Annotated in this window: 10 protein-coding genes; 3 read left to right on the forward strand and 7 right to left on the reverse strand. The window is 66.9% G+C overall.

What is annotated here, in order from left to right; genetic code table 11:
* Positions 1-89 precede the first annotated feature (89 nt).
* The 7 genes from P1L40_RS07295 to P1L40_RS07325 are packed head-to-tail and all read right to left on the reverse strand — an operon-like array spanning position 90 to position 8,524.
* Positions 90-2,087: a beta-galactosidase gene (locus tag P1L40_RS07295; protein WP_284010669.1), complete on the reverse strand. Its 1,998-nt coding sequence runs from the start codon at positions 2,085-2,087 to the stop codon at positions 90-92.
* Positions 2,084-2,860, reverse strand: a complete 777-nt coding sequence (locus P1L40_RS07300) for an SDR family NAD(P)-dependent oxidoreductase (protein WP_284010670.1) — start codon at positions 2,858-2,860, stop codon at positions 2,084-2,086. The genes P1L40_RS07295 and P1L40_RS07300 overlap by 4 nt, the downstream gene beginning before the upstream one ends.
* A 1-nt stretch (position 2,861) precedes the next feature.
* Positions 2,862-4,010: a galactonate dehydratase gene (gene dgoD / locus P1L40_RS07305; RefSeq protein WP_284010671.1), complete on the reverse strand. Its 1,149-nt coding sequence runs from the start codon at positions 4,008-4,010 to the stop codon at positions 2,862-2,864.
* Position 4,011: 1 nt separating this feature from the next.
* Positions 4,012-5,136, reverse strand: coding sequence for an ABC transporter ATP-binding protein (locus tag P1L40_RS07310; RefSeq protein WP_284010672.1), 1,125 nt, complete (start codon positions 5,134-5,136; stop codon positions 4,012-4,014).
* 3 nt (positions 5,137-5,139) lie between these two features.
* Positions 5,140-5,985 (reverse strand): carbohydrate ABC transporter permease, encoded by an 846-nt coding sequence (locus P1L40_RS07315; RefSeq protein WP_053967679.1) that lies wholly within the window; start codon positions 5,983-5,985, stop codon positions 5,140-5,142.
* Positions 5,978-7,102 (reverse strand): carbohydrate ABC transporter permease, encoded by a 1,125-nt coding sequence (locus P1L40_RS07320; RefSeq protein WP_284010673.1) that lies wholly within the window; start codon positions 7,100-7,102, stop codon positions 5,978-5,980. Before P1L40_RS07320 ends, P1L40_RS07315 begins: the two co-directional genes overlap by 8 nt.
* Before the next feature lie 21 nt (positions 7,103-7,123).
* Positions 7,124-8,524 carry an extracellular solute-binding protein gene (locus P1L40_RS07325; protein WP_284010674.1) on the reverse strand — a complete coding sequence of 467 codons (1,401 nt, stop codon included), beginning with the start codon at positions 8,522-8,524 and terminating at the stop codon, positions 7,124-7,126.
* A 323-nt stretch (positions 8,525-8,847) separates the two neighbouring features.
* Here P1L40_RS07325 and P1L40_RS07330 point away from each other — a divergent pair, with 323 nt between their 5' ends.
* From P1L40_RS07330 to P1L40_RS07340, 3 genes are all read left to right on the forward strand, one after another.
* Positions 8,848-9,597, forward strand: coding sequence for an IclR family transcriptional regulator (locus P1L40_RS07330; protein WP_284010675.1), 750 nt, complete (start codon positions 8,848-8,850; stop codon positions 9,595-9,597).
* Positions 9,598-9,869: 272 nt separating this feature from the next.
* The gene (locus P1L40_RS07335) at positions 9,870-12,011 is read left to right on the forward strand and encodes a glycoside hydrolase family 36 protein (RefSeq protein ID WP_284010676.1); all 2,142 of its coding nucleotides are present in this window, start codon (positions 9,870-9,872) and stop codon (positions 12,009-12,011) included.
* A gap of 76 nt (positions 12,012-12,087) precedes the next feature.
* Positions 12,088-13,593 (forward strand): sulfatase family protein, encoded by a 1,506-nt coding sequence (locus P1L40_RS07340; protein WP_284010677.1) that lies wholly within the window; start codon positions 12,088-12,090, stop codon positions 13,591-13,593.
* The last annotated feature ends 2 nt before the right edge of the window (positions 13,594-13,595 follow it).

The following is a 13,595-nucleotide window of genomic DNA, read 5'->3' on the forward strand; positions in this document are numbered from 1 at the left end:
ACCGCGACTGTCGTCGCGGTACTCGCTCCCGGCCGACAGCAACCGCAGTGATCCGAGACTAGTGAGACAGTTCGCGGGCAGACCGACCGCTACTCGTCGACCGAGAGGGCCGCCGCTTCGCCCTCGTAGACGGTCGCGCCGAAGGCGTCGACGGTGTCGTCGCCGACCACCGGACGTGCGTCCTCGGGGAGCGTCACCGAGACGGGATCGCTCGTGAAGTTCGTCACCCAGGTGTAACCGTCGCGCTGGGCGGCCCGAACGCCGGTCGGGAACCGCTCGGAGTAGGCCACGCCGGCCCGGTCGAGCAGGTCCGTCACGACGGCGTCCGCGAGGTCCGCCTCGGGCCAGACGCCACAGTAGGCGGCGTGGCCCGCGCCGAACTCGTGTTCGGTGATCGCCCCGCGGCCGTCGCCGACGCCGCCGACGTGGCTCCCTGCGACGGTGGCGTCGTCGGCGTCGAGCCACTCGGCGAAGGTGCGGAACTCGTAGGGGTCACCGTCGTAGGTGACTCGGCGGTCCAGTTGCTCGGGGACCGACTCGTGCTGGTCGACGGTCGCCCCCACGAGATCGGTGAGCGGCCCGGGCGCGGGAGCGTCCGGGAGCTTGTTCGCGCGGTCTTTGGCGCCCGATCGGACCGTCAACAGTAGTTCCGTGCCGTCTTCGACCGCGCCCTCCAGTTTCGCGGCGAGATCGTCGTCGACGAGGTGCAGCGCGGGCGCGACGATGGCGTCGTACCCCGAGAGATCCCGGTCTGGATGGACCACGTCGGCCTGGACCGACCGGGCCCGCAGCGCGGCGTAGTACTGGCGCATGTGGGTCCAGTACTCCCAGTCGGGGGCGTGGGGCTGGATGCTCGTCGCCCAGAGGTTGTCGTACTCGTGGAGGAGCGCCACGTCGGCGTCGACCGGATCGAGGTCCAGTTCGGCCAGTTCGGTGGCCGCCTGGTCGGCGTCGTGGTACCCCCGGTCGGGCGAGCCGTCCTGTTTGCGCAGGCCGGCATGGTACTGCTCTTGCCCTTCCCGGCAGCGGCGCCACCGGAAGTACAGCACGGCGTCGGCGCCGTGGGCGACCGCGTGGTGGGCCCACAGCCGCATCGCGCCCTCGCCGGGCTGGGGGGCGTAGGGCGGCCAGTTCACGTCTCCCGGCTGTTGTTCCATCACCCAGAAGGGCTGCTGTTTGGCCCCGCGATACAGGTCGTGGTTCATCCCGACCTGGTCGGGGTCGCCGGCCCGGAGTTCGTCCGGGCTGGCCGCGCCGGGCCGGCGGTCCTGGGCGAATCCGGTGGGATAGGAGTCCCACGTGAACAGGTCCAGGTCGTCGGCAAAGCGGAAGGCGTCACAGGAGTCGAAATCGCCCATGAAGTTGTGGGCGACGAACCAGTCGTCGTTTGCCTCGCGCAGCAGGTCCGCGTGGAGCGCGTTGTAGTCGACGGCGCTGTCGGCGCTGAAGCGGTAGTAGTCCAGCAGCCGCGACGGGTGGTGTTCGGCGGCGGTGTGTCGCGGCGGGTCGACCTCCTCGAACGACCGGAGCGTCTGGCTCCAGAAGCTCGTCCCCCAGGCCTCGTTGAGCGCGTCGATGTCGCCGTAGCGCTCGCGGAGCCACTCGCGGAACGCGGTCGCGCAGTCGTCACACCAACAGCGGATCGTCTCGTGACAGCCGTACTCGTTGTCGGTCTGCCAGCCGGCGACGTGGGGGTCGTCGGCGAAGTGCTCGGCCATCGTCGAGACGATCCGGCGGGTCTCCTCGCGGTAGGCCGGCGAGTTGAAACAGTAGTGCCGGCGGCTCCCGTAGTGGCGGACCGTCTCGTCGGGTTCTTCCTGCAGGATCGAGGGGCGCTGGTCGACGAGCCACTTCGGCGGTGTCGCCGTCGGCGTACACAGCACCGCCTCCATCCCGTGCTCGCCGATCAGCGAGACGGCCTCGTCGAGCCACGAGAGGTCGATCTCGCCCGGTTCGGGTTCGATGCGTGACCAGGAGAACTCGGCCATGCGGACGTACTCGATCCCCGCCTCGGCCATCTGCTCGATGTCCCGTTCCCAGCGCTCGTGGGGCCAGTGCTCGGGGAAGTAACAGACGCCGACGGTCATCGTTCCTCCCGGTAGTCGGGCAGGAAGTCGTCCTGCAGGACGGCCGTGCGGCCGCCGTCGACGGTGATGGTGCTCCCGGTGACGAAGCCGGCGTCGTCGCTGGCGACGAACGCCACCGCGCCGGCCACGTCCGCGGGCGTGCCGAGCCGGCCGGTCGGGTGGATGCCCTCCAGTTCCCGGCGGCGCTCCTCGCTCATGTCGCCGGTCGTCCGGTCGACCTCGACCCAGCCCGGGGCGACGGTGTTGACCCGGACCTGTGGTCCGAAGTCGACGGCCATCGCCCGCGTCATCCCGTTGATGCCGGCCTTGACGGCGTTGTACGGGAATATCTCCGGTGTGGTCGCCATCGAGTGGTTCGAGGACATGTTGACGATGGCGCCCGTCTCCATGTGCTCGTAGGCGTGTTTCGCGGCCAGCCAGAACGCCCGGAAGTCCGTCTCGACGACGAACGACCAGTCCTCGACGGTCGCCTCGTCCGCGCCGGTGTAGGTCTCGACGCCGGCGTTGTTGACCAGGACATCGAGGCCCCCGAACTCCGCGACGGTCGCCTCGACCAGCGTCTCGATGTCGGCCGGGTCGCGCATGTCCGCCCGGACGAAGTGGGCGGTACCGCCGGCCTCGCGGATCGATTCGACGGTTTCCCGGCCGTCGTCTTCCGAACGGCCGGAGACGACGACGCTGGCGCCCTCTTCGGCGAGTCGTTCGGCGACGCCGGTACCGATCCCTCTGGTCGATCCCGTGACGATGGCCACGTCGTCGGCAAAGCGATTCATCTCACCACTCCGCGACGCTCCCGTCGTCGTGGCGCCAGACCGGGTTGTGCCAGTCGACCTCGCCGGCCTGCATCCGGACGTAGCTGTGGTCGATGTCGATACCGAGTCCCGGTCCTTCCGGTAGGTCGACGTAGCCGTCGTGGTACTGGAACACCGAGGGGTCTTTCAGGTAGTCCAGCACGTCGCTGGTCTCGTTGTAGTGGATGTCCAGGCTCTGTTCCTGGATGAGCGCGTTGGGCGAGCAGGCGTCGACCTGGAGACAGGCCGCGAGCGCGATCGGGCCCAGCGGACAGTGGGGGGCCATCGCCACGTCGTAGGCCTCGGCCATGGAGGCGATCTTCTTGACCTCGGTGATCCCCCCGGCGTGTGAGAGGTCGGGCTGGATCACGTCGACACAGCCGTCCTCGAAGACCTCCTTGAAGTCCCACCGGGAGAACATCCGCTCGCCGGTGGCGATGGGATTGGTGGTGTGACTCGCCAGTTGCGGGAGCGCGTCGTTGTGTTCGGGCAGGACCGGCTCCTCGATGAACATCGGGTCGTACGGTTCCAGGGCCTTCGCGAGGCGCTTGGCCATGGATTTCGAGACCCGGCCGTGGAAGTCGACGCCGATGTCGATCTCGTCGCCGACTGCTTCCCGGACTGCGGCGAGGCGGTCCTCGGCCGCCTGGACGGCCGACGGGGAGTCGACCCGGCGCAGTTCCGCGGTCGCGTTCATCTTCAGGGCGGTAAAGCCCTCGTCGACCTTCTCGCGGGCGGCGTCGGCGACGCCCTCGGGGCGGTCGCCCCCGACCCACTGGTAGACCCGCATCCGGTCGCGGGCCTTCCCGCCCAGCAGTTCGTAGACGGGCATGTCGTGGTGTTTGCCCTTGATGTCCCACAGCGCCTGGTCGATGCCGGCGATCGCGGACATCAACACCGGTCCGCCGCGGTAGAACCCGCCGCGGTACATCGTCTGCCAGTGGTCCTCGATTCGCATTGGGTCCTTGCCAAGCAGGTAGGTGTCGAGCAGTTCTTCGACGGCCGTTCGGACGGTGCGGGCGCGGCCCTCGACGACTGGTTCGCCCCAGCCGGCGGTGCCGTCGCTCGTCTCGAGTCGCAGGAACAGCCATCGTGGCGGCACTTCGTAGAGATCGTAGTCAGTGATAATCATGTTATTCGGGTCGTGTGACGTAGTCCTCGATAGCAACGTCAGTCTCGTCGGTCATCGTCTTTAGCGCTTCGCCGGTCTCGGGGTCGAACAGGTACAGCGCGGTCTCCTCGAACCCGAACTCGACGGTTTCGTCCGGGCTCGGGCGGAGACTGGAGTCGATGCGGGCGGTCAGGTCGACCTCGCCCAGCTCCATGTAACAGAAGTTCTCGTTACCCATCGGTTCGACGACGGTCACCGAGGCGGCGATCCCGTCCTCGACGAGGGTCATGTCCTCCGGACGGATGCCCACGCGGACGCGATCGTACCCCTCGACCGGCGCCGGATCGTCGAGCCGGTAGCTGAACCCGCCTGTTCCTTTCAGCAGGTCGCCCTCGACGGTCGCGGTCAGCAGGTTGATCGACGGCGAGCCGATGAAGTTGGCGACGAACTCGTTCGTGGGGCTGCGGTAGACCTCCTCGGCGGTCCCGACCTGCTGGAGTTCCCCGTCGTTCATGATGGCGATACGGTCGCCCATCGCCATCGCCTCCGTCTGGTCGTGGGTGACGTAGACGGTAGTCACGTCGAGTTCGTGTTGCAGTTCCTGGAGTTCCGTCCGCATCTGAGCCCGGAGTTTCGCGTCCAGGTTCGAGAGCGGTTCGTCCATCAGGAACACTTCGGGGTCCCGGACGATGGCCCGCCCCAGCGCGACGCGCTGTTGCTGACCGCCCGAGAGCGCTTTGGGCTTTTTCCCCAGGAGCTCCTCGATACCGAGCATCTCCGCGACATCGTCGACGCGGCGGTCGATCTCCTGGGAGGACATGTCCGTCGAGAGCCGCAGCCCGAAGCCGATGTTGCGCCGCACGTTCATGTGGGGGTACAGCGCGTAGTTCTGGAACACCATCGCTACGTCCCGGTCACGGGCGCGGAGGTCGGTGACCTCCTCGTCGTCGAAGGTGATGGTGCCTGCCGTTACCTCTTCGAGTCCGGCGACGCTGCGCAGCGTCGTCGTCTTGCCACACCCCGAGGGACCGACCAGGACGAGGAACTCCCCGTCCCTGATGGTCAGATCGAGGTCGTTGACCGCGACGATAGTGCGGCCGTCGTCGGCGAACTCCTTTCGTACTGTGTCGAGATTTATCTGTGCCATGGGTTACTCCTTGACCGAACCTGCGAGGATCCCGCTGACGAAGTGTCGCTGCAAGAAGAGGAACACCAGGAACAGCGGGATGATGCTGAGCGCTGCCGCGACCATGATCTGGTCGTAGTAGACACGCTGAGCGCCGACCAGTTCGTTGATCGCCACTGGGATGGTGTACTTGCCCTGGTTCAACACGACCAGCGGGAACAGGAAGAGGTTCCACTGGAACAGGAACAGGACGATGGCGAGCGCCGCCAGCGACGACTTCATGGTCGGGAGTGCGATGCGGTAGTACAGCTGGAACTCGGTCGCGCCGTCGATGCGGGCCGACTCCAGCAGGGCGTCGGGGATCTGTTTCATGTTCTGGCGCATCAGGAAGATGCCCAGCGGGTTGGCCGCCCACGGCAGGATGATCGCCCAGTAGGAGTTGGTCAGCCCCATCTGCGAGATCAGCAAGAAGAGGGGGATGACCAGCAACTGGATGGGCAGGGTCAGCGTCGCCAGGATCGCGTAGAAGATCGGTTCCTTGAACCGGAACTCGTACTTGGCGAAGGCGAACCCGCCCATCGAACACAGCACGAGCGACAACAGCGTGTAGACGATGGCGATGAACACGGAGTTCCAGATGCTCTGGATGAAGTCGACGCTCTCGCGGGCCTGCAACGCCTCCAGGTTCGCGAAGAAGTTCGACCCGGGGAACAGCTGGATGTCTGTCCCCGCCGAGAGAAACGCCTGTTCGGGCAGCGTCGAGGCGACGATGATCCAGTAGATCGGGACCACCATCAGCAGTGTCACGAGCAGGACGAAGGTGTAGCCAAGGAACCGCCAGATCGCCTCGTCGCGGGTCTGCTTACGCATCCGACTCACCTCCGATCCGGAGCTGGACGATCGAGAGGACCGCGACGATGCCGACCAGCACGACCGTCATCGCGCTCGCGTACCCGAGCTGGAACTGCTGGAACGCGATGTTGTAGATGTAGACCACGAGGGTCCGGGTCGCCGACAGCGACGCGCCCCCTTCCGAGATGATCAGCGGCTCGGAGAACAGCCGGAAGGTCCCGATGGTCGAGGTGACGACCACGAACAACAGGACCGGGCGCAGTTGCGGGAGCGTGACGTAGCGGAACTTCTCCCAGCGGCTCGCGCCGTCGATCTCGGCGGCCTCGTACAGCTGCTGGGGGACGCTCTGGAGCCCCGCCAGCAGGATGATCATGTTGTAGCCGGTCCAGCGCCAGGTGACGGCGCCGACGAGCGAGATGCGCGGCCAGAACCCGGTCCCCAGCACCGACTTGAGCGGGCCGGGGATCAGTTCCGTCCCGCCGCTGAGCCACGGGACCGTCGGGAGCCCGAGCATCTGGAAGACGGTGTTGACCAGGCCGTTGTCCTGTAACAGCAACAGGAACACCGTCGCGTACGCGACGAGGTTCGCGGCGACCGGCAGGGCGATGGTCGTCCGGAACAGCCCCTTGAACCGCATCCAGGAGGCGTTCAGCGCCAGCGCGAGCGCCAGCCCGAGGACGATCATCAGCGGCACCTGCACGAGCAGGATGAAGGTCGTGTTCGCCAGCGCGTTCTGGAACAGCGCGTCACCGAGCAGCCGCTGGTAGTTCTGGAGCCCGACGTACTCCAGTTGGGCGATGCGTGTCAGCTCAAACTGGATCGGACCGACGTTGATCCAGAACAGCGTGGCGTTGCCGATCCCCTGGTAGGTGTGAAAGGAGAGATACAGCGTATAGAGGATCGGAAAGGCCAGGAACGAGCTGAACAGGACGAAAAACGGCGCCAGGAAGAGATACGGTGCGCTCACCGAGAACGGGAGCCGGGCGCCGACCGACCGGGTCGCCCGGATCTGGGCCTGTCGGGCCGGGCGGACGGCGTCGATGAACGCCCGCCAGATCGGTGCGACGGCCTGGCCGGCCCACTCGCGGACCGCAGTGAGCTTGTCTCTAACCGGGTTTGAGGAGCTGGTCGACATGAGAGATAAAGAACGGCGGAGTTACGCGAGCTCCCGGCCCGTGCGCTCGGCGACCTGATTGGCCGCGCTGTCGACGGCCTCCTTCGGCGAGAGGTCGCCGGAGATCATCTTCTTGAACTCGCTGTTGATCGCCTTCGTGATCTCGGGCGTGTCGGTCGTGTACGTGTAGCTCGGGATGTTCGGCGCGATCTCGGCGAACATCCGGCCGGCGGCCTGCCCGCCCAGGAACTCCGAACCCTGGTCGAAGGCGTCCGACTCGTAGGCCGGCTTGTACGCCGGGAAGAGCCCGTATTCCCTGTACATCTTGAGCTGCATCTCCTCGTTTGCCAGCGCGTACTGCATGTAGTCGAAGGCACGGCGGGCCTTGGCGTCGCTGACCTGGTCGGCGATGACGAGGTTCGAGCCGCCCCAGTTGGTCGCGCGGTTGCCGCCGGACTCGTAGGCCGGCGGCTTCATGACGCGCCACTTACCGGAGGTGTCGCCGATCTCGGCTTTCAGCGTCCCTTCGATCCAGGCACCGCCGTACAGTCCGGCGATGGAGCCCTCGGCGAAGCGGTTGAACCACTCGCTGGACCAGGAGGCGACACTGGAAGTGATACCGGCGTCGTGGGCCCGCTTCATCTGGCGGGCGACCTGCAGGGACTTCTCGGAGTGGATGTTCACGGCGCCGCTGTCGGTGAACGGAAGCCCGCCCAGCTGGCGGAACATCATCCGCCAGATGCCGTCGTAGTCGTTCGGCGGGAGGTTCATCAGCGCGGTGCCGTCGGGGAGTTTCTCGCCCTCAGTGATGAACTGATCCCAGGTCTCGACGCTTTCGAGGTCGAGCCCGTGTTCGTCGGCGACATCGTTGCGGTAGAACATCCCGACCGGACCGAGGTCCCACGGGAGCGCGTACGTGGCGCCGTCTTTCGTGAGCGGGCCCCACTTCCCGGAGACGAAGCCGTCCTTGACCCCGGCGTCCTCGATCCACGGGCCGATGTCGCGCAGACCGCCCGTATCGACCCAGGCGGCCGCGTCGACGCTCTCCATCGTGGCGATAGCCGGTGCGCCCGACCCGGAGAGGATGCGCGATTTGAACTTGTCTTTCATGTTCGAGCGGCCGAACTGCTCGACGGTGACATCCCCGCCGTTGGCTTCCTCGTAGGGGTCGTCGATGAGATCGAGCGATTTGGCCGCAACGTCCCAGCTCCAGGCCGTCACCGAGGAGGCCATCTGCGAGCCGGAACTCCCGTCGGCGGATGTCTCGGTCGAGCTGCCACCGCTCCCGCCGTCGCTGCTGCCGCTGCCGCCACTGCCGCCGTCCGAGCCACTGCTGTCAGTGGCTGGCTGGCTACCGGTTCCACAGCCGGCCAGGCCCGCGAGGCCTGCCGCGCTCAGTTGCAAGATGCGTCGTCGGTCGAGTCGTCGGTTGGAGTCAGTCATCGGCGCTATCCCAATACATGATAGTCCATTATTTAATGGTTTTGCCAATTGTCGGATGAGCCGATAGTACCGCTCCCGTATTGCGTTTTCTCCAAATTCGAGGTGGAAAATTCAGCCGTTAGGTAATTTTTCTGAGTTTTACTGTTGTTCACCGAAAGTGAACATCCTCTGGCCCGGGAGCAAAGGCAGTAAAGAAGTATCCGTGCGTAGCGACCCTGAAACAGTGGTTTTCTGGCTCGTCTCGCGGCGGGCGTTTCGGCCGCCGCTCAAAGTCTGTTCACTGCTCACGAACGATATATACATCTGGGTGCCGATAGCCGACTATGGACGAGTCGTATCCGGTGCAGGCCACTGCGACGACGCTGCGGGTCGTCGAGGCGTTACTCGACCGGGGTGAAGCGGGCGTGACCGAACTCGCACGGGAACTCGATCTCTCGAAAGGCGCGGTCCACAACCACCTCCAGACGCTCCAGCAGTTGGAGTACGTCGTCCGCGAGGGCCGCCAGTACCGCGTCGGATCGCGGTTTCTGGATCTCGCCGCGCGGGCGCGAGAGACGATGCCGGTGTACCAGGCCGCGCGGGCAGAAGTCGCCCGCCTCGCGCGCTCCAGCGGCGAGGTCGCGGCCCTCGTCGTCGAGGAACACGACACGGCGACGTACGTGCTGGTAGCGGGCGACGACGAGGGCGAAACCGCCATCCGCGAGGGGATCCGTCGACCGTTACCGGCCGACGCCGCGGGCCGAGCGATACTGGCACACCGTCCCGAAGACGAGATCAGGACGCTGCTGGCCGAGGCGGAGTATCCGGCGGGCAGCGGCCGTTCCGCACCCGACGAGACGGCACTGCTCGACGAACTCCGGACCGTCCGCGAGCAGAGCGTCGCCTTCGACCGCGAGGAACGGGCCGACGGGACCAGAAGCGTCGCCGCCCCGCTCACGACCGACGACGGGCGGTCGGTCGGCGCGGTGTCGGTCACCGGGCCGGCAAACCGGATGAGCGGGAAGCGCCTCGAAGAGGACGTTACCGGCCTTGTTGTCAGCAGCGCGAATAGTATCTCTGTCGACCTGTTCTAATCCGTATTTGTGCCAAATGTTGCCGATAAAATGTGAATGTGAGTCTAGCAGTTTACCAGGAATGAACGGCCGGCTAGGACCGGTCCTTAGCTCTACTATGTACATTCTTCGGTGAAGTCTGAGGTCGATACCAGCACGAACTGGAGCAGACCGTTTTTTATCGGTGAACGAGCCGGTCGGATTTCGTCGAACGACCTTATATCAGTATCAATAAATAATTCTCACCAAGGCCCCACCAAACAGCTATTACGATCGGGCCGGGCAGATGCCGTATGGTCCGACTCGACGCGGGCGAGACGGCCGTCGGGTTCGCGCCCGAGGCGGCACGCCTCGCGGTACGACACGGAGGGGAGACACTCGCGAGTGGCACCGTCCTGGCCGAACTCGGCGCCGAGCGCCTGCCGGCGACCGACAGCTACCACGTCGCCAGTGACGAAAACGGGATCCGAGTCCGCTACGACGGCGCCACCGCGGAGACGACGGTGTGGCTCACCACGGCCGACGGCGGCGTCCACGTCTCGGTGTCGGTGACGAACACGGCCGACGAACCCAGGCCGGTCGGTCGGCTCTGTCCGCTCGCTGCCGACGACCTGGCCTTCGGCCCCGAGACGCAGGTGTACCGCCACGGCTACCAGTCCTGGACGCCGACCGCGGCGCTCCCCGTCGGCGAGGCGTTCCCCGCCGTCGAACCGGTCGACGTTCCGATGATGACCGACGTGGCCGCACCGACGACGACGAGTCACTGCCAGATCGGACTGGCCGAGGACGACACGACCCTGACCGCCGGCTTCCTCGACCACGCCGAGTTCGTCACCCGCTTCGACTACGAACACGGCGACGGCGTGGAGTCGCTGTCGGCGGTCTGTCCGGGCGACGGCGTCGACCTGGCGCCGGGCGAGACGGTGCGGAGCGCGCCCCTCCGGATCGACGCGACCCACCCGGTCGACGAGGCGCTGGCCGCGATCGCCGAGCGGACCGGCGCGCGGATGGACGCCCGCGTCGGCGAGTGGGTGCCGACCGGCTGGTGCTCGTGGTACCACTACTTCACCGAGGTCACCGCCGCGGACGTGCGGACGAACCGCGCCGCCCTCGACGACTGGGGGCTCCCGGCCGAGATCGTCCAGCTCGACGACGGCTACCAGACCGCCTTCGGTGACTGGCGGACGCTGGCCGAGGGGTTCGAGGACATGACCGCGCTGGTCGCGGACATCGACGACGCCGGCCACACGCCGGGCCTGTGGCTCGCGCCCTTCTTCGTCCAGGAGGACGCCGCACTCGTCGACGAGCACCCCGAGTGGCTGCTGACCGACGGCGACGGGGCGTTCGTCTCGGCGGGCGAGCGCCACGGCGAGATGTACGGCCTGGATCTGACCCACCCCGGCGTCCAGCGGTGGCTCCGGGAGACCTTCCGGACGATCACCGAGGAGTGGGGCTTCGAGTACCTCAAACTCGACTTCCTCTACGCCGGGGCGCTGCCCGGCGAGCGATTCGCCGACGTGACCCGTGCGGAGGCGTACAGACGGGGGCTGGCAGCGATCCGGGAGGCCGTCGGCGACGGGACGTACATCCTGGGCTGTGGCGCACCGCAGGGTCAGAGCGTCGGCTTCGTCGACGCGATGCGGGTCGGCCCCGACACCGCCGAGTACTGGGTCCGCGAGGGCGAGTCCGCCAGCGAACCGGCCCACGAGAACGCCATCCGGAACGTCCTCAACCGGGACTACCTCCACCGCCGGTGGTGGGTCAACGATCCGGACTGCCAACTGGTCCGGGAGACGACGGAGCTCTCGATGGCCGAACGGGAGACGTTCGCCGCAATCGTCGCGCTCACCGGCGGCTCGAACGTCTTCAGCGACAAGATCAGCGAGATCGGTGCGGGCGGACGGGAGTTGCTGGAGCGGTCGCTCCCGCCGGTCGAGGACGGGACCGTCGCCGGCGTCGGGGGAGTGGAGTTCCCCGAGCGTATCGAGTGTGAGCGGCCCGCCGACGCCGGCCGGGCGGTCGCGCTGTTCAACTGGCGCGACGAACCGGCGACCCGCTCGCTGTCACTCGCCGCCGAGGAACGCGGCTGGGACGCCTTGGAGGGCGAACCGGTCGCAGCCGGCGGCACCGTCGAGCGGACGATATCGGCCCACGGCTGTCTGCTCGTCCACGTCGCGCCGGCCCAGGATCGCCCGCACCTGCTGGGGACCGACCACCTCGCCGGCCTCGGGGACCGCGTGGAGCGAGTGAGCTGGGACGCCGACGACGCGGGCGGCCGGCTGACGCTCTCGCTGGCTGTCGAGACTCCACAGGACATCCTGCTGGCGGTGCCGGAGGGCTGGACCCACTCCGACGCGAGCGCGGCGGACGACACCGGACTCCTCGAACTCACCGCCCGGCCAGGGACGACGACGATAGCCTTCGAGCGGGCCTGAGACGACCGGAGATCCGGTCGCCGGCGCTGGAATCGAAAGCACGGTGTTTTAACCTCGCGGCGAAGTTGGTACGCCCATGACCGACGCCGACGGGTCGAACGTGCTGTTCGTCGTCCTGGACACGGTCCGGAAGGACCGCCTGTCCGTCTACGACCCCGAACTGGAGACCACGCCCCACCTCGCCGAGTTCGCCGAGGAGGCCGCCGTCTTCGACAACGCCGTCGCACCGGCGCCCTGGACCCTGCCGGTCCACGCCTCGCTGTTCACGGGCCTCTACCCCAGCGAACACGGGGCGACCCAGGAGGACCCCTACCTAGAGGGCGCGACCACGCTGGCCGAGTCGCTGTCGGCCGCCGGCTACGACACCGCCTGTTACTCCTCGAACGCCTGGATCACGAGCTACACCAACCTGACCGCCGGCTTCGGCGACCACGACAACTTCTTCCAGATCATGCCCAGTGAACTGCTCTCGGGGCCGCTGGCGAGCGTCTGGAAGACGATGAACGACAACGACACCCTCCGGTCGGTCGCCGACCGGATGGTCCAGATCGGCAACAAGATCCACGAACACCTCGCGGAGGGCGGTGGCGGCGACACCAAGACCCCACAGGTCATCGACAAGACGATCGACTTCGTCGACGACTCTGAGGACTTCTTCGCGTTCATCAACCTGATGGACGCCCACCTGCCCTACCACCCGCCCGAGGAGTACGCCGAGGAGTTCGCGCCGGGCGTCGACTCCACCGAAGTCTGCCAGAACTCCAAGGAGTACAACTGCGGCGCCCGCGACATCGACGACGAGGAGTGGGCGGCGATCAGGGGCCTGTACGACGCCGAACTGGCCCACATCGACGACCAACTGGATCGGCTCTTCTCGCATCTCAAGGAGACCGGCCAGTGGGAGGACACCACCGTCGTCGTCTGTGCCGACCACGGCGAACTCCACGGGGAGCACGACCTGTACGGCCACGAGTTCGGCATCTACGACCCGCTCGTGAACGTCCCGCTGCTGGTGAAACACCCCGACATCGATCCCGAGCGTGACGCGGAGACCACGGTCGAACTCGTCGACCTCTATCACACCGTGCTGGACGCCGCCGGGGCGACGGGGCGGGGGAAGTCACTCGACACCGCCCGGTCGCTCCTCTCGGCTGAGTACCGCGACTTTGCCGACGACGTGGGCGGCACCGACCGGGGCGACGTGGGCTTCGTCGAGTACCACCAGCCCGTCGTGGAGCTGCGCCAGCTGGAGGGGAAGGCGAGCGCCGCGGGGATCGAACTGGACGAGCAATCCCGGTTTTACTCCCGGATGGGCGCCGCACGCACTCCCGAGGACAAGTTCATCCACTGCACGCGGGTCCCCGACGAGGCCTACCACGTCGACACCGATCCCGGCGAGACCGACAACGTCGCCGACGCGGACGACCCCGCGATCGACGCCCTGCGGGACGCGCTGTGGGCGTTCGTCGACGAGGTCGACGCCGACTGGCCCGACGAGGCCGACGGCGCCGACGGCGACGTGTTAGACGAGATGGACGACGACACCAAAGACCGACTCCAGGATCTGGGGTACATCGACTGACG

The sequence above is a fragment of the Haloarcula pelagica genome, assembly GCF_030127105.1.
GTDB classification, from domain to species: Archaea; Halobacteriota; Halobacteria; order Halobacteriales; family Haloarculaceae; genus Haloarcula; species Haloarcula pelagica.